Source organism: Agrobacterium sp. CG160-95 (assembly GCF_053521725.1).
Genome location: NZ_JBNWDU010000003.1, coordinates 112,607 through 130,056, shown reverse-complemented (window position 1 = coordinate 130,056; position 17,450 = coordinate 112,607). Strand labels below are relative to the sequence as shown.

14 protein-coding genes are annotated in these 17,450 nt (G+C 58.3%); 13 read left to right on the top strand and 1 reads right to left on the bottom strand.

Features of this window, described 5'->3' with window-relative positions; genetic code table 11:
* Window positions 1-17: 17 nt before the first annotated feature.
* The 6 genes from ACQZ63_RS12040 (at window position 18) to ACQZ63_RS12015 (ending at window position 7,206) form a co-directional block, all read left to right on the top strand.
* Window positions 18-722, top strand: coding sequence for an amino acid ABC transporter permease (locus ACQZ63_RS12040; protein ID WP_004431329.1), 705 nt, complete (start codon window positions 18-20; stop codon window positions 720-722).
* On the top strand, window positions 719-1,378 hold the full coding sequence (locus tag ACQZ63_RS12035; protein ID WP_003505666.1) for an amino acid ABC transporter permease: 660 nt from the start codon (window positions 719-721) through the stop codon (window positions 1,376-1,378). The genes ACQZ63_RS12040 and ACQZ63_RS12035 overlap by 4 nt, the downstream gene beginning before the upstream one ends.
* The gene (locus tag ACQZ63_RS12030) at window positions 1,359-2,090 is read left to right on the top strand and encodes an amino acid ABC transporter ATP-binding protein (protein ID WP_004431334.1); all 732 of its coding nucleotides are present in this window, start codon (window positions 1,359-1,361) and stop codon (window positions 2,088-2,090) included. Before ACQZ63_RS12035 ends, ACQZ63_RS12030 begins: the two co-directional genes overlap by 20 nt.
* Before the next feature lie 24 nt (window positions 2,091-2,114).
* Window positions 2,115-3,050 carry a 2-hydroxyacid dehydrogenase gene (locus ACQZ63_RS12025; protein ID WP_013761076.1) on the top strand — a complete coding sequence of 312 codons (936 nt, stop codon included), beginning with the start codon at window positions 2,115-2,117 and terminating at the stop codon, window positions 3,048-3,050.
* 340 nt (window positions 3,051-3,390) lie between these two features.
* Window positions 3,391-5,541 (top strand): putative bifunctional diguanylate cyclase/phosphodiesterase, encoded by a 2,151-nt coding sequence (locus ACQZ63_RS12020; RefSeq protein WP_448799298.1) that lies wholly within the window; start codon window positions 3,391-3,393, stop codon window positions 5,539-5,541.
* Window positions 5,542-6,051: 510 nt separating this feature from the next.
* On the top strand, window positions 6,052-7,206 hold the full coding sequence (locus ACQZ63_RS12015; protein WP_448799192.1) for a porin: 1,155 nt from the start codon (window positions 6,052-6,054) through the stop codon (window positions 7,204-7,206).
* 237 nt (window positions 7,207-7,443) lie between these two features.
* Here ACQZ63_RS12015 and ACQZ63_RS12010 read toward each other — a convergent pair whose 3' ends face one another.
* Window positions 7,444-8,931, bottom strand: coding sequence for an amidohydrolase family protein (locus ACQZ63_RS12010; RefSeq protein WP_448799191.1), 1,488 nt, complete (start codon window positions 8,929-8,931; stop codon window positions 7,444-7,446).
* A gap of 168 nt (window positions 8,932-9,099) precedes the next feature.
* On the opposite strand from ACQZ63_RS12010, the gene ACQZ63_RS12005 reads away from it, so the two are divergent.
* The 7 genes from ACQZ63_RS12005 to ACQZ63_RS11975 all read left to right on the top strand — a co-directional run bounded on the left by ACQZ63_RS12005 (window position 9,100) and on the right by ACQZ63_RS11975 (window position 17,449).
* Entirely contained in the window at window positions 9,100-10,665 is a 1,566-nt protein-coding gene (locus tag ACQZ63_RS12005) for an ABC transporter substrate-binding protein (RefSeq protein ID WP_448799190.1), read from the top strand.
* A gap of 171 nt (window positions 10,666-10,836) precedes the next feature.
* Window positions 10,837-11,805 (top strand): ABC transporter permease, encoded by a 969-nt coding sequence (locus ACQZ63_RS12000; protein WP_004431345.1) that lies wholly within the window; start codon window positions 10,837-10,839, stop codon window positions 11,803-11,805.
* A gap of 18 nt (window positions 11,806-11,823) precedes the next feature.
* On the top strand, window positions 11,824-12,774 hold the full coding sequence (locus ACQZ63_RS11995; RefSeq protein WP_038495432.1) for an ABC transporter permease: 951 nt from the start codon (window positions 11,824-11,826) through the stop codon (window positions 12,772-12,774).
* 5 nt (window positions 12,775-12,779) lie between these two features.
* Complete coding sequence (locus ACQZ63_RS11990; protein ID WP_448799189.1) at window positions 12,780-13,973, top strand: amidohydrolase family protein; 1,194 nt, start codon at window positions 12,780-12,782, stop codon at window positions 13,971-13,973.
* Window positions 13,973-15,466 (top strand): amidohydrolase family protein, encoded by a 1,494-nt coding sequence (locus ACQZ63_RS11985; RefSeq protein ID WP_448799188.1) that lies wholly within the window; start codon window positions 13,973-13,975, stop codon window positions 15,464-15,466. Before ACQZ63_RS11990 ends, ACQZ63_RS11985 begins: the two co-directional genes overlap by 1 nt.
* Complete coding sequence (locus ACQZ63_RS11980; RefSeq protein WP_448799187.1) at window positions 15,459-16,442, top strand: ABC transporter ATP-binding protein; 984 nt, start codon at window positions 15,459-15,461, stop codon at window positions 16,440-16,442. Before ACQZ63_RS11985 ends, ACQZ63_RS11980 begins: the two co-directional genes overlap by 8 nt.
* Window positions 16,439-17,449: an ABC transporter ATP-binding protein gene (locus ACQZ63_RS11975; protein ID WP_448799186.1), complete on the top strand. Its 1,011-nt coding sequence runs from the start codon at window positions 16,439-16,441 to the stop codon at window positions 17,447-17,449. Before ACQZ63_RS11980 ends, ACQZ63_RS11975 begins: the two co-directional genes overlap by 4 nt.
* Window position 17,450 lies beyond the last annotated feature (1 nt).

Here is a 17,450-nt window from a genome sequence, read left to right as displayed (position 1 = left end):
TGTCCACGGAGTGACGCATGTCCTATACATTTCAATTCGGCGCACTTGCCCAATATCAGAACGAATTGTTGAGCGGCATATGGCTGACGATCAAGCTATCGGTCCTCTCCATCGTGCTCGGTTGCGCTTTCGGCATTCTTTTAGCCTCGCTGCGTTCCATCAATGGCGGCATCGTCCGCATTATCGTGGACGGCTATGTTGAGGTGATCCGCAACACGCCATTTCTGGTGCAGCTTTTCATCGTCTATTTCGGTCTGCCAGGGCTCGGCTTTCGCGTTGGAGCCGATACGGCAGCTCTGATCGGCATGACGATCAATCTTGCCGCCTATTCCACGGAAATCATCCGCGCCGGCATCGAGGCGGTTCACAAGTCGCAGATCGAGGCGGGCGAGGCTCTGGGCTTCACCAAATATCAGATCTATCGTCACGTCATCATCGTGCCTGCCATCGCCAAGGTCTATCCTTCGCTGTGCAGCCAGTTCGTGCTGATGATGCTGGCATCGAGCATATGTTCGGCCATCTCCACCCATGAGCTTGCGGCCGCCGCTGCCTTCGTGGAATCGCAGACCTATCGCTCCTTCGAGGTCTATATCGTCGTCACGCTCATCTATCTTGCGCTGGCGCTCAGCCTGCGGCTCATCCTTGCCCTTGTCGGCATGTGGCTGTTCGGCCGCCGCGTGGCGCGCAAGACGATGACCGCCTTGCCGGAGGTGCAGTCATGACACTCAGAACTTTCGGCTGGAACGAGTTCGGCTTCCTGCTCACCGCCCTGCAATGGACCGTGCTTCTGACGATCATTGCGCTCATCGGCGGCGGCCTCGTCGGTTTCTTCGTGGCGCTTGCCCGCACCTCGGATCTGAAGGCGCTGCGTATCGCTGCCGGCACCTATATCCAGGTCATCCAGGGCATTCCGGTGCTGATGATCCTGTTCCTGTCCTATTACGGCCTAAGCCTTGCCGGACTTGAACTGCCACCGCTGATTGCCGCCGGCGCATCGATGACGATCTATACGTCGGGTTATCTCGCCGAAATCTGGCGCGGCTGCATCCAGGCGGTGCCGAAGCAGCAATGGGAAGCGTCCGAGTCGCTGGCTCTCACCCGCGCCCAGCAATATCGCTACGTCATCCTGCCGCAGGCGATCCGCATTTCCCTGCCGCCGACCGTCGGTTTTGCCGTTCAGGTCGTCAAGAATACGTCCATCGCATCGATCATCGGTTTCGTCGAACTGGCGAGAGCGGGGCAGCTTATCAACAATGCCACGTTCCAGCCGTTCCGCGTCTTCGTCGCGGTGGCCGTGCTTTATTTCATCGTCTGCTACCCGTTGTCCCAGCTGTCTCGTTGGCTGGAAAGGAGGCTTCATGCCGGAAGTAATCGTTGAAAACGTTCACAAGAGCTTTGGCGCTCTGGAAGTCCTCAAAGGCGTGTCGCTGACGGTCGGCCGTGGTGAAGTTTTCGCCCTCATCGGCCGCTCCGGCTCCGGCAAGAGCACGCTGCTGCGCTGCATGAACGGGTTGGAGAAGATCAATTCGGGCCGCATCGAAATTGCCGGCCATGCGCTGGGCGGAGATGCTACGGCGCTGCGCAAGCTGCGCACCGATGTCGGTATCGTCTTCCAGAGCTACAATCTTTTCCCGCATCTAACGGTCGGCGAAAACATCATGCTCGCTCCGCGCATCGTCAAGGACGTGGCAAAGTCGGAAACGAAGGACATCGCCCGCGAGGTTCTGCAACTCGTCGGCCTGTCGGAGAAATTCGATTCCTATCCCGACCAGCTTTCCGGCGGCCAGCAGCAGCGCGTGGCGATTGCCCGTTCGCTTGCCATGCGGCCGAAGGTGATGCTGTTCGACGAGGTGACCTCTGCACTCGATCCCGAACTGACGGAGGAAGTGCTGACGGTCATGGAAAACCTCGCCAAGGGCGGCATGACCATGATCCTTGTTACCCATGAAATGGCCTTTGCACGCCGTGTGGCGACCGAAACCATCTTCATGCACAAGGGTAAGATCTGGGAACAGGGCCGCTCGGCAGAACTCTTCGCCAATCCGCAAACACCGGAACTCCGGCAATTCGTCAAGGCCGATGTGAAATAGCGCCTGATCCACAAGGACATATCCATGACTACTGAAATCGTACAACTGTGCCCGCTGATCCCGGCACTGGAACAAGAACTCGCGCAGCGCTTCACTGTTCATCGCCTGTTTGAGGCGGCAGAAAAGGCGGCGTTCCTTTCTGAAAAGGGTGCTGCAATCCGCGGCGTCGTCACCGGTGGCCATATCGGCCTGCCGGCGGATATCGGCGCCGCACTCCCCAATCTCGAGATCGTCGCCATCAACGGCGTCGGTTTCGACAAGGTGGATCTGGCGGAAGCCAAGCGACGCGGTTTCCGCGTTTCCAACACACCGGATGTTCTGACGGCGGATGTCGCTGACCTCGCGCTCGGTCTTGTTCTGGCGCAGGCGCGCAAGCTGCCGCAGGCTGACCAGCATGTGCGCACGGGGCAGTGGCTGAAGGGTGATATGGGTCTTTCCACCCGTGTGGCCGGCCGCCGCTACGGCATTTTTGGCCTTGGCCGCATCGGTCAGGCGATCGCCAAAAGGCTGGAAGGCTTTGATGCGCGCATTTCCTACACCGCCAGAAACCGTCGCGATGTTCCCTATGATTATCACGACAGCATCGAAGCGCTGGCCGCCAATTGCGACGTGCTGATCATCGCCGCCGCCGCCACCGCCGAAACGCGTCATATCGTCAATGCGGATGTGCTGAAGGCTCTCGGTCCCCAGGGTGTGCTCGTTAACGTGGCGCGTGGTTCGCTTGTGGATGAAAAGGCACTGGTCGAGGCGCTCTCGAGTGGCACGATCGGTGGCGCAGCGCTTGACGTCTTTGAAGATGAGCCACGTGTGCCGGAGGCGCTTTTCACCTTCGAAAACGTCACGCTCGCGCCGCATATCGGCAGCGGCACGCACCAGACCCGGCGCGCCATGGCCGATCTGGTTCTCGCCAATCTCGACGCGCATTTTGCCGGTAAAGAGCTCCCCACACCTGTCGTGTGATGGATAAGCAATTGACGGTTGCAGTCAAACGCTGCAGCCGTTGCAGCTCATAAGATTGACTACGAAGTCCTGCAGCTCACGGTTCAGTGCTATGAAGTATTGAATGGGAAAAGCTTGCTTCACGGCGCAGATGCGCCGTGGCTCAATGCCGGCTCAAGGCTGGCATGTTGCAGGAGAGGTTTTGCCTTTGCCGACAATCTGATCGCGCGGTATTTGTCGCGCCATTTCGCTTCAATCCCCCGCCGTCGTTCATATTTATATAATATGTATAATCCTACTATTATGCCTCCTTATACAGTAACGAGGCGGATAGTTGCGTTCCAAAGGCCCGAAGTCACGCTTGCAGAACCGGCCGCCGCGGACGAAGTCCGATGCGCCGCCATCCGACCGGCATGCGCTGCTTGAAGCGATGATCGATCATGTGCCGGATTTCATCTACGCCAAGGACCTGAAAGGCCGCTTTCTCTTCGCCAACCGTGCCATCGTCACCGAAAACGGCTTTGACACAGTCGAGGAACTGATCGGTCTCACCGATTACGATATTAACGGCGATGCGGCGCAGCGTGCCGGCATTCCAGAGACCGAGGCGCGGGTGATGCGCACGGGAGAGCCGGATCTCGGTTTTGAGGAACGCGCAATGCGCGGCGATATCGACCGCTGGCTGATGATGTCGCGCGTGCCGCTTAAGGACAAGAACGGCGCGATCATCGGTGTGGTTGGTGCATCCAGGGATATTACCCAGAAGAAAGCCTCGGAGCGACTGCTTCAGGCGCAGGCGCATATTCTCGAAATGATTGTTGGGGCGGCGCGTATCGAGGATTTTCTCGAAGAATTCGTGAAAGCCATCGAAAACCTCGCTACAGGTCTTGCCTGCGCTGTTCGCGTATTCGATGCCGCGGCCGGCGAACCCTCGGTCTATGCCTCACCGGCGCTTTCACAGCATGCGGGGGTGACAGCACTCATCTCCAGCGTCAGCGATCCCGAAAGCCTGACCTATCCCGCCGGTAATGTGGCCTTCAGTTTCGATATTCCCGCCAGCGAAGGCAATGCGCACGGTTTCGTCTGGTGCATGTTGGCGGGCCGCAAACCGGATGCGGGGCTTCTGGAGTTCATCGCCGCCGCCGCGCGCATGGCGGGTCTTGCGATCGATCGCAAACGGGCGGCGGAACATATCGCGTTTCTTGCCGATCACGACATGCTGACACGGCTGCCCAATCGCCGCTTTCTGGATACGAGACTGCCGGAAATACTGGCAGCATCGGCAAAAGCGAAGCGGCATGTCGGCATCGGCTTTCTCGATCTCGATAATTTCAAGCAGATCAACGATACGCTCGGCCACAGCGTTGGCGATGCTTTGTTGTCCAAAACGGCTGAGCGCATCTCGCGCAGTCTCGGTCGAAACGATCTGGTGCTGCGGGTGGGCGGGGATGAGTTCGTCATCATTCTGCATAAGCAGAAGGACGATTTCGAAAGCCGCCTGCAACATATCCGGGCTGCGGTCTCGCAGCCGCTGCGCCTCGGCAACTACGATATCAAGGTCACATGCAGCATTGGCATGGCATTTTTCCCGGAGCACGGGGAAACCACGGCGGAAATTGTCGCTGCGGCCGATCTTGCGATGTATGAGGCCAAGCATAGCGGGCGAGATGGCATTGCAACCTTCACGCCGCGCATGGCGGATGATCTGAGGAAGAAGTTCACCCGCATCGAGGAATTGCGCAAGGCGGTAGAAAGAGATGAGTTCGTTCTCCACTATCAGCCGCAGGTCGATCTTTTGACCGGTCGCGTCAGCGGCGTGGAGGCGCTGGTGCGCTGGCAGCACCCGGTGGAAGGTCTGCTCGGCCCCGCGGAATTCATCGGCCTTGCGGAAGAAACCGGCCTCATCGTGGAACTTGGGGAAAGCGTTCTGAAGAAAGCCTGCCTTCAGGCGCAGGCATGGTGCAATGCCGGGCTGCCGCCCGTCAAAATGGCGGTCAATATTTCACCCAGGCAATTTCAGGGCGGCCTTGTGGAGCAGATCAGGTCTGCGCTCACGCAATCCGGCCTTGCACCGTCTCTGTTGGAAATTGAGATCACCGAAACCCTCATCATTCAGGATGTGGAAACATCCGTGCGGATCATGCGCGTCATCAAGGAGATGGGCGTCAGCCTGGCACTGGATGATTTCGGCATTGGTTATTCCTGTCTCGGCATGCTCAAGACCTTCCCCCTGTCGTGCATGAAGATAGATCGGTCGTTCCTCACCCATCTGCCGGAAAAAACCAAGGACAGCGCCATCGTCTCCATCATGATCCAGCTTGCGGGGTCTCTGGGCATCGATGTCATTGCCGAAGGCGTCGAGACCGGCGAGCAGGCAGCGTTTCTGCGCGCTGCCGGCTGCCCCTATGGGCAGGGTTATTACTTCAGCCGCCCGGTGCAGGCGGATGCGATCGAGGCAATGTTGGGGAATATGATGACTTTCCCCGCTGGTCTATCGAACGACATGCAATAATTCCCACCTCGGTGGCCTGCCTCTAACCGGATTCGCCGGGCGCGAATTGGCGGAAGGCACGTTGCGCTGTCTTTGCCGCGTAGTGGCGTCGGGAGGGAGTGCGGCTATATCACCCTTCTTGCGACCCCACGCGGCATTAAAAGCCCGCATCCCCTCATCTTCATCCATGAAACTTGATGCCTTTCCCAAGCGATTGCGGGATTGGGCGCAAGTTTGTTCTAGTATTATAATTCAAAAATATTAGAAATAATTTGCGCTATAACTAAGTAATAAATATCGAAATCACTAAATAAAACATTTATATATTATATATTAAACTATTAATTTGTTGTAATTTTACTACGTGATTTGAATGTATTCTCTAAGTGTATTTGTATTCTTTAGATTTGAATTGCGAGTCTCCCGTAATTTCTGCCATTTGCTGGATCAGCGCAGAGAAGCGGGCGGCAGGGAAAAGACCAGCCCTCGGTTTTGCGCATTCGTTGAAAAATTTTTGACTGGAGATTAAAAATGAACATCAAGAGCCTCCTCATCGGCACCGCTGCCGCTCTCGCAGCAGTATCCGGCGCACAGGCCGCTGACGCTATCGTCGCTGCCGAACCCGAGCCCATGGAATATGTTCGCGTCTGCGACGCCTTCGGCACCGGCTTCTTCTACATCCCCGGCACCGAAACTTGCCTGAAGTTCGACGGTTATGTCCGTTTTCAGACCGACTTTGGTCGCGACAAGTCCGGTCGATCTGATTGGGACACCTTCACGCGCGCCCAGTTCAATATTGATACTCGCACCGACACCGAACTCGGCGCTTTGCGTGGATATATTGGTTTCCAAGGTAACGCCGATAGGGGCGCTAACTCGGTCTCGTCGACTGATGGTTCGTCAGTTTTCGTAGATCAAGCGTTCATTGAGCTTGCTGGTATCAAAGTCGGTAAGTTCACTAGTTGGTGGGATGACGGTCTTTCTGGTGAGACAGACGTGCTCTCCACAAATGCGAAATTTAATTCCGCTCGTTACATATATGATGCAGGCTCTTTCTGGGCCGGCGTTTCCGTAGATGAACTGGAAGGTACAAGAACCCAGTTCGGCCGTCTCACAGGAGGAAGGGTAACAAGCGGGATAACCGGTAAGGTCTACAGTGTAAGAGCGAGGGAGAGCGACAATAACTTCGGTATTGCTGGAGGTCTGGGCGCGAAATTTGGAGCCGCGACGCTTCAACTCATAGGCGGCTACGATACCAAACTCGAAGAAGGTGCTCTTCGTCTGATCGCAACTGCTGATATCGGTCCTGGTAAACTGGGTCTTGCAGGCGTTTGGGCTTCCGGCGCGAATGCATACTACGCTGAGTCTGAATGGGCAGTAGCGGCGGAATATGCTATTGCAGCCTCTGAGAAACTTACAATTACGCCAAGCATTCAATATTCCGGCAACATGGCTAGAACGGGCACCGCTCTGACAGGTTATAGCACAGACGTGTCGGGTGGCGATTTGACTGAGTCCTACAAGGTTACGAATTCGTGGGGCAATGCTGACGAGTTGCGCGCTGGCGTGACTGTAGACTACAAGATCACGGACGGCTTCTCTGCGAAGGTGGGAGCAACTTATGTTGACCGCGATTTCGTCGCTGAACAATGGACAGGTCTCGTTCGACTTCAGCGCGGCTTCTAATAAATCAAAAAAAGCCTAAACCGGGTTAGATAACTCAGATCCACCCCGCTCTCGAGCGGGTGAGTAACTAAATCCAGTCAAAGTTCCTGACATGAAAGTCAGGTTTGCTCCCCGGAACCCTCCAGGCCGGGGAGTTTTTGTTTTGACGAAAGACCGAACGACTTTTTGTCAACAATGTCATTGCTGGCAATTGAAAGCGCGTGACGCGTCGACCAGCTTCTAGGCCGCATTTCCATACTACCGGCCAAGCACCGCGGCGGGCAGCTGGGGAGGGTGCACTGGCTCTTCGAAGGTTCGCAGCAAACGTCCCCAGCCCGGATCATGCATATGCGCTTCAAGACCCGCGCGGGCGGCGAGTGCCAGTGCCTCTTCCTGTCCAAAGGAGAGAGCCGCATCGACGTCGGTCGTCAGAACACGGCCGTTTTCCATCAGCATCTTGCCATCGACGAAAACGGTGTCGACATCGCTTCCCAGAACCTGATGCACGAGACGGTGCACCGGCATCCACATCGGCATCAGATGTGGCTTGCGCATGTCGATGACGACGACATCGGCCTTTTTGCCATTTTCGAGCGAGCCGATTTCATCTTCCATGCCGATGGCGTGGGCGGCGTCGATGGTGATCATTTCGAATATCTTGCCCGGCGGCAAAAGGTAGCGATCGTGATTGTGCAGCAGGTGTTGCGTGAACTGCGCAAGTCGGGCGGTCTGGAGCATATCGAAGTGACGGCTGGGTGCTGCGCCATCGGTGGTAATGGCGACTCGAATCCCCTTGGACATCATTTCCATGATCGGCGTCGAGCGGCCCGGCGGGGCGTGGGTCACGCGCGTGCCGGTTTCCGCCAGAATGTCGATTTCTTCATGCGAGATGCCCCAGCAGTGCTGGAGGTGGATATCCGGGCCGAGAAGCGCATTTTCCTTATCCTGAAACGCCATGCGAATTTGTCCCGCAAATGCATCCGAATGCAGCCTGACGCCCATTTTCCGGGCCGTCTCGCGTATTCGGCGCGCCTGCATGCGGTCGTTTTCCGTCAGTTTCACCGCCTGGTCGGGGCTTGAAGCGTTGGAGGGTTCCACCGAGGGAACGATGGTAAAAGGTGTCAGAAAAACACTGATGCGTCCGTCTGCCGTTCCGTTCAGGGCGTCGATCGTGGCTTCGCTGCCTTCGATCATTTCCTCGAAGCTTACATTTCGGCGCTCCGGAGAGCCGCTTTCCCATCGGGTCACCGGGTGCGGCCAGGGCAGGCCGGAAGGTCCAACGCAGATGATTTCACGAAGCCCGATCTCGTCATAAGCGCGGGCGTGGTTGATGGCAAAGACGGGGTCGTCGGCTCGTGGCATCGAGGTGATGATGCTGGCACCTGTCGTCACGCCGGCGCGAAGCCGCTCGATGCCGGAGACCAGGCCGTCCGCATACCAGTAATCGCGTGTGACGTAGTGATAGTAGGTCGGCGTCACGACCTTCATCCAAACGGCGTTGGTGTCGGCCGCAATGCTGCGGATCAGCGCGTGCCCTGCATGGCCATGGGCGTCAATGAGGCCGGGAATGATGAGTTTTCCCCGGCAATCTATGATCTGCTTGTCGGTGTGACGTGGCGCCAGTTCCGCTGCTGTACCGATGTCGACAATACGGTCGCCCTGAATGGCAAGGCCACAATCCTCGATGATGCGTCTTTCACGATCCACCGTCACCATCGTGCCGTGCAGCAGCAGAAAATTCCCCATTTCGTCCTCTCCCTCATTGAAGCGTAGCTTGTATCCAGAACCTCGCGATTTTGGATACGATAATTGTCAACAATATTATTGACAATACGCCTGTGCGAAACAATACTCCGCCTTGTCCGGCCGGTAGGTCTGCCGGCTATCCAATGATTTATAAAAAGGGGGGATCAAATGTCCCGAATTAGAAGTTTCGTTCTGGCCGCCATGGCCGCCGCCGCCATTGCCGTTCCCGCAAACGCAGAAACCTTGCGTTGGGGCGGCCGCGCGGATCTTTACTCGCTTGATCCGTATTCGGTGCCTTCCACCTCCAAGCTTGCCTTCCTAAATCATATCTATGAAGGGTTGGTGCGTTACGGGCCGGACTTCAAGATTGAGCCGGCGCTTGCGACGGAGTGGAAACTTGTTGATGAAAAAACATGGCGTTTCACCCTGCGCAAAGGTGTGAAGTTCCACGACGGTGCTGAGTTTACCGCTGACGATGTCGTTGCATCTTTCACGCGCGCTTCGGATGCCACCTCGCCATTGCGCGGCAATATTCCGGTTTTCGCCGGCGTGAAGAAGGTCGATGACTACACCGTCGATCTGAACGTCACCGCGCCCACTTCGCTTTTCCTCAACGACATCACCAATATCTTCATCTTCAATGCCAAGTGGTTGAAAGATAACAACAGCGAAAAGCCGACCGACTTCGCTTCCAAGGTCGATGGCTACACGACGATGCACACCAACGGCACCGGCCCGTTCAAGCTTGAGAGCCGCGTTCCCGATAGCAAGACGGTTCTTGTCGCCAACGATGCCTGGTGGGATCAGAAAAAACACAATCTCGACCGCATCGAATTCGTGCCGATTGCCTCGGCCGCAACCCGCGTTGCAGCTTTGCTCTCCGGCGAAATCGACCTGATCGATTCCGCACCGATCCAGGATCTGCCGCGTCTGGAATCCTCGCCGAACATCACGGTGAAGAAGCGCACCGAACTGCGCACGCTGTTCATCGGCTTCAATCGCCGCGAAAAGCTGGAAGACGGCAAGCCCAACCCCTTCAACGATCTTCGCGTTCGCCAGGCATTCGAGGCGTCGATCGATCGTGATCTCATCAACAAGAAGGTCATGCGCGATCTTGCAAGACCGTCCGGCTCGCTTATTGCGCCTGAGATTGCGGGTTACGCCAAGTCGCTTGATACCTACCAGCCTGCCGATCCGGCAAAGGCGCAGAAGCTGCTTGCCGATGCAGGTATGAAGAACCTTGCATTCACCTATACCTGCATGAATGACGAAAGCATCAACGAGGAAGACATCTGCTCCGGCGTTGCCAACATGCTCAAACGCGGCGGTTTCCAGCCGACAATCGACATCGCCCCGCGTTCGGTGCAGTCTCCCAAGCGCAATGGTGGCAAGGCCGATGTCTTCAACCTCAGCTGGGCGAACGAGCCCACGCTCGATGCCTTCTCGTTCCTGTCGCAGATCCTGTCGACCCGCAAGGGCGCGATGGGCGTATCCAACTATGGCGGCTGGTCTAACCCCGAGATCGACAAGCTGGTGGATCAGGCAGCACACGAGCAGGACAATACCAAGCGTCTGGCGCTTGAAGAAGCTGCATTGAAAATCGCCAAGGACGAGACGATGCTTGTTCCGCTGCACCAGCAGCCCATCGCCTGGGCCATGCTCGGAAAGGTCAAGAGCGTTGATTTCCGCGCCGACAACAAGCCGCGCCACTGGCTGACGCAGGTCGGCAAGTAATCCGGAATATCAGGGAGGCATTGGGCATTTCGCTGAACGCCTCCCTGAATGCTCCGCTGCCGGTGCAATTGTTGACAATGTTACGGGCGCATGCGGCCCGTACCCCGTCTCTTGCAAAAATGGGCAAACCTGCCTGCCTTTTGGCCACGGGTTTGCATCCGAGAGGTTACAATGCTGGTTTTCATCATCAAGCGTATGGGAAATGCCATTCTGGTCATGCTTTCCGTCGCGCTTATTGCATTTCTCATTTTCAGGCTTGCCGGAGACCCCGTCGAGCTGATGGTGGGGGAGCAGACATCGCAGGAAGATCGCGCCGCCTTGCGTGAGCGTCTTGGTCTTAACGACAGTCTGCCAACGCAATATCTGCGGTTTGTCAAAGATGCCGCCCAGGGCAATTTCGGCGTTTCCTATCGCAACGGCCAGCAGGTGCTGCCGCTAATCGCGGAGCGGTTTCCAGCCACGCTGGAACTGGTTCTGGTGGCCACGATCATATCGCTTGTCGTCGGCCTGCCGCTCGGGGTGCTGACGGCGATCAGGCGCGGAAAGTGGTATACGGAGGGCCTGCAATTCCTGTCGATTGTCGGCGTCTCGCTGCCAAGCTTCGTTGTCGGCATTCTGCTTATTCTCGTCTTTTCGGTCAGCCTCGGCTGGGCGCCGGCCTTTGGTCGCGGTGATGTCGTGCAGCTCGGCTGGTGGTCCACCGGCCTGCTCACCTCATCGGGGCGTGCCGCACTCATTCTGCCTGCCATCGCGCTCTCGCTTTACCAGATTACGCTCGTCATGCGTCTGGTCCGCGCCGAGATGCTGGAGGTGCTGCGGTCCGATTTCGTGAAGTTCGCCCGTGCACGCGGCATTCCCCGCTGGCGCATTTATTTCCGCCATGCGCTGCGCAACTGTCTTATGCCTGTTGTGACGCTGACGACGATGAATGTCGGTTCGCTCATCGCTTTTGCGCTCATCACCGAGACGGTGTTTCAGTGGCCGGGCATGGGCATGCTGTTCATACAGGCGGTGACGTTTCTCGACATCCCCGTCATGGCGGCCTATCTCTGCATCATTTCCTTCATCTTCGTTGTCCTCAACACGTTCGTCGACATTGCATATGCGGTGATCGATCCGCGTCTGCGCACTGCGCGCTAACCGAAGGGAGCCGGTTTCATGGCCACAGACCTTCCGCAAACGGCAAAACCTGCCCGCCCGTCGCTCATCAAGCGCATACGCAACAGCGATCTCTACTGGTCGTTCAGCCACAGCAGATCGGCCAAGATCAGCGCGCTGATCCTTGCAGTCCTCATCCTCGCCGCCGTTTTCGCGCCCCTGATCGCACCGCAGAACCCTTATGACGGCGCGTCGCTCGACATGTGGAAGGCCGAACTGCCGCCGGTGTGGCAGGAGGGCGGCGAATGGCCCTATCTGCTCGGCACGGATACGCAAGGGCGCGACATGCTCTCCGCTATCCTCTACGGCACGCGCATATCGATCGTCATCGGTGTTGCCTCGGTGGCACTTTCCCTGGTCATCGGCATGACTGCCGGGCTTGTCGCCGGTTATTTTGGCGGTTTTGCCGATAATCTCCTGATGCGCATCGGCGATATCACGCTCTCCATTCCGACAATTCTGGTGGCAATTCTCGTCTCCACGGTCGTCAGACAGATGCTTCCGGACAATCTTCGCGAGGTCGGCGCGTCTGCCGTGCTCATTCTCGCCATCGCGCTTTCCGCCTGGGTGCAATATGCGCGCACCGTGCGTGCCCAGGCGATTGTCGAAACCGGCAAGGACTATGTGCAGGCAGCGAAGCTGATCGGCGTTCCCGCGCGCCGCATCATGGCAAACCATATTCTGCCCAATACGCTGACGCCGATCATGGTTGCCGCCACGCTCAACTTCGGCATGGCGATCCTGACCGAAGCGACGTTGTCGTTCCTCGGCATCGGCATGCCACCCAGCCAGCCGTCGCTCGGAACGCTGATCCGCATCGGCAACCAGTTCCTGTTTTCCGGTTCCTGGTGGATCGTGTTGTTTCCCGTTTTCCAGCTCTGCCTGCTCGTCGTCACCGTCAACCTTCTGGGTGACTGGCTGCGCGATGCGCTCAATCCGAAACTGAGGTGAGTTCCATGTACGATCTTCTGCTCCGCAACGTCAGGCCCATGGCGGGCGACACCTGCGATATTCTGGTAAGACAGGGAAAGATTGCCGGTTTTGGAAAGTTCGAGGCCGAACCCGGCATGGCGGTCGAGGATGGCAACGGTGCAATCGTCGCGCCCGGTCTCATCGATGCACACACCCATCTCGACAAGACGACATGGGGCATGCCCTGGCATGAGAACAACCGTGCCGCCATCCTGCGCGGACGGATCGATTTCGAGCGCGAGAACCGCACCCAGATCGGTATCGATCCGCACCGCCAGTCCATGCGCCACGCCATCGGCCTTGCTGCAAACGGCGGCACGCATATCCGCAGCCATGTGGATATCGATCCGACCCACGGCCTGAAGCTTGTCGAAGGCATATGGGAAACACGTGAGAAGCTGAAAGGCATCATCGACATCGAGGTCGTTGCCTTCCCGCAGTCCGGCGTTATGGTCATGCCCGGCACGGTGGAGTTGCTGGACGAGGCCCTGAAACAGGGATGCGAAGTCCTTGGCGGCATCGATCCCTGCGGCATCGATCGCGATCCCAAAGGCCAGCTCGATATTCTCTTTCAACTCGCGGTCAGGCACGGCGTGCCGATCGACATTCATCTGCATGAGGCTGCCGATCTCGGCGCCTTCACGATGGAGCTGATCTTCGAGCGTATTCGTGCCAATGGCATGGAAGGCAAGGTCGCAATCAGCCACGCCTTTGCGCTGGGCATGAATGATTACATCAGGGTCGGCAAGCTGATCGATGAAATCGCCCGGCTCGATGTGGCGATCCTGACGACGGGCGCGCCCTCGGCAACCGTGCCGTCGATCATGCGGCTGAAGGAAGCCGGCGTTCGCGTTGGCGGCGGTTGTGACGGCATTCGCGATACCTGGGGACCCTGGGGCCAGCCGGATATGCTCGACCGGGCCAAGATCATCGGCATGAAGAACGGCTTGCGCTCGGATATCGAGCTTGCGTATGTCCTGCATGTCGTCTCGCAGGGCGGTGCCGATGTCATGGGCCTCAAGGATTACGGTCTTGAGGTTAGCTGTGCCGCAGACTTCACGCTGCTGACCGGCGAAACATTGGCCCATGCCGTTGTCGATGTCGCGCCGCGGCCGCTGGTCGTAAAGGGCGGACGCGTGACCGCCAGAGGCGGCAAGGCTGTGGTGGAGGCACCATGATGAGCAATCCGCTACAGTCTATCGCTCTCGGTGAACGGTCCTCCGGTCGCACGCTGCTCACCGCAAGCTGGGTGGTCGGTCATAAGGACGGGTCTCACCGGCTGTTGAAAAACGGCGAAGTGGTTTTCGAGAACGGCGAAATCCTTTTTGTCGGCCATGGCTTTCCGGGCGAGGTCGCGCGCCGCGTCGATTTCGGCAATGCCCTGATCAGCCCCGGCCTGATCGACCTCGATGCGCTTTCCGATTTCGATACGACTATTTTGGGGATCGACAATCATCCCGGCTGGGCGAAGGGCCGTGTCTGGCCGCGCTCCTATGTCGAGGCCGGTCCTTACGAGATGTATTCCGAGGAGGAGCTTGCCTTCCAGAAACGTTTCGCCTTTGGCCAGCTTCTCCTCAACGGCATCACCACGGCGGCACCCATTGCCTCGCTGTTTTATCGTGAATGGGGAGAAACGGTCGCTGAATTCGAGGCTGCGGCCGATGCTGCCGGCGAACTTGGTCTCCGGGTCTATCTCAGCCCCGCCTTCCGCTCCGGCGGCATGGTGCTGGAAGAGCCGGGACGCATGGTGCCAGTGTTCGACGAGGAACGAGGTCTTCAGGGGCTGAAGGAAGCCGTGTCGTTCATCGAACGGCAGACCGGAAGGCACGGTGATCTCGTCCGCGGCCTTCTCGCACCTGATAGGGTTGAAACATCGACGCTCACCCTGCTGGAAAGAACCGATGCGGCCGCCCGTGATCTCGGCTGCAAATTCCGGCTGCATATGGCGCAGGGCACCATGGAAGTTGACACGGTTCGCAAGCTGCATGGCTCGACTGCACCGGTATGGCTCGCAAAAGCAGGCCTGCTGAGCGACCGCCTTATCGCGCCGCATGCCACCAATGCGACGCAGGAAGATCTGGCGCTCTATGCGGAAAACGGCGTGTCGATCGTCCACTGTCCGCTGGTGTCGGCCAGAAGCGGCAGTACGCTGTCGTCCTTCTCCGCGTGCCGGCAGCTTGGAATAAACATTGCGATGGGCACCGATACGGCGCCCGCCGACATGCTGATGAACCTGCTTGTCGGTCTCATAACCTGCCGCATCAATGACGGTGCTCCCGATAAGGTCCGCTCAGCCGATCTGTTCGACGCCGCCACACTCGGCGGCGCTCGGGCGCTGGGTCGCTCCGATCTCGGGCATCTTTCCAAGGGTGCGCGCGCCGATATCGCGGTCTTCGATCTGGATGACACGGTCATGGCGCCGAGCCTCGATCCGATCACAACAATTGTCACCGGCGGTTCAGGCAAAATCACGCGTGCCGTGTTTGTCGATGGTCGTCTCTCCATGCGGGAAAGACAGGTCGCGAACATCGACATGGCGAGCGCCCGCATTCAGGCGCAGGCACAGTTCGATGGGCTGATCGCGAAATATCCCGAGCGAAGCTGGGCCAATCCGCCCGTTTCGGAAATCTTCCCCCCGAGCTACCCGGTGAAGGTGAATACCAATGGATGACATGAACCAGTCGGTTATCGATGTCCGCAATTTGAAAGTCGAGTTCCCTGGCCGCCGGGGAACGGTGACGGCACTTTCGGATATCAGCCTTTCCATCCGCCCCGGCGAAATCCTCGGTGTGGTCGGGGAGTCCGGTGCCGGAAAATCCATGACCGGCCTTGCGATACAGGGCCTGCTCGAAAAACCGGGCCGCATCGCGGATGGCGAAATATGGCTTGGGTCGCGTCGTATCGATCAACTCGATGACAGGGCGATGGAAAGCATCCGTGGCCGGGAAATCGGCGCGATCTTTCAGGATCCGCTCACCTCACTCAATCCGCTATTCACGGTTGGCGCGCAGCTTGTGGAGACGATCCGCCAGCATCTGCCGCTTTCGAAAAGGGATGCAAAGGCACGCGCAGTCCAGCTTTTGCGTGATGTCGGTATTCCATCTCCGGAAGAGCGCGTCGATCACCATCCGCATCAATTCTCCGGTGGTATGCGCCAGCGCGTCGTCATAGCGCTCGCACTTGCGGCGTCGCCGAAACTGATCATCGCCGATGAACCGACGACGGCGCTTGACGTGTCGATCCAGGCGCAGATCATCTCGCTGCTGCGCAAGCTCTGCAAGGAAAAGCAGACGGCTGTCATGCTGGTCACCCATGATATGGGCGTCATCGCCGAAGCGGCCGATCGCGTTGCCGTGCTTTATGCCGGCAGGTTGATAGAGGTGGGGCCGGTCGAACAGGTTCTCCATGCGCCGAGGCACCCCTATACGCAGGGCCTGATGGCCTCGATTCCTTCGCTCGGCGCGCGAGTGGAACGGCTCAACCAGATCGACGGTGCCATGCCGCGTCTCGACGCCATCCCGCCCGGATGCGCCTTCAATCCGCGCTGCGGGTTCTCCGGACCGCGCTGTCTTCGCGAGCGGCCGGAACTGGAAGCGATGGGTGATGGCGCCAGCGCTTGCTGGATGAATGCAGGAGGTACAGCATGAACACGCCCGTTCAAAGAACACCCGCATTGACGGTCAAAAGCCTCACCAAGACCTTCGATGTCTCTGCCCCATGGCTCAACCGGATCATTGAGCGCAAGCCCCGGCAATTCGTCCAGGCCGTAAACGACATCGATTTTACGGTTCCGGCGGGCGGCTGTCTCAGCATCGTAGGGGAAAGCGGCTGCGGCAAGTCCACGGTTGCCCGTCTGGTGACCGGGCTGTTCCGGCCAAGCGCGGGTGATTTCCACTTCGCCAAGGGTCGCAAGGATACACCGCTTTCGGCGCAGATGATCTTTCAGGATCCCTATGCCTCGCTCAATCCGCGCTGGCGGGTGAAGAATATCATTGCCGAGCCCATCCGCGAACTGAAACTTCGTGCGACCCGTGCCGAGACCATGGAACGGGTGGAGGAACTGTTGCTGACGGTTGGTCTGTCTGCTTCGGACGGCGAAAAGTTTCCGCATGAATTTTCAGGCGGCCAGCGTCAGCGCATCTCCATTGCCCGCGCTTTGGCAAGTGAGCCCGAGTTTCTGGTCTGTGACGAGCCGACATCGGCACTCGATGTATCGGTGCAGGCGCAGGTGCTGAACCTGATGCGACGCCTTCAGGACGAGTTGGGGCTGACCTATCTGTTCATCAGCCATGACATGAGCGTGGTTCGCCACATGTCGGATCGCATCGCGGTCATGTATCTTGGCCGCATTGTGGAGGAGGGCGACACGGAGGAGCTGTTCGCCCGACCGCGTCACCCCTATACCCAGCTTCTGCTGCAGACCATTCCCAATATCGATGCGCCGCGCCGTGATCGGGAACTGGTTGCCGGCGAAGTTCCAAGCCCGCTCAAACCGCCATCGGGATGCACGTTTCATCCGCGTTGCCCGCTTGCGACGGCGCGCTGTTCGGCGGAGGTGCCAAAGGTGCGCACGCTTGCCGGCGGCACACGTGTCGCCTGCCATCTGGTGGCGGACGAAGAAGAGCGGGTTGTGAAGGAGAGAGAACTCGTCTGAC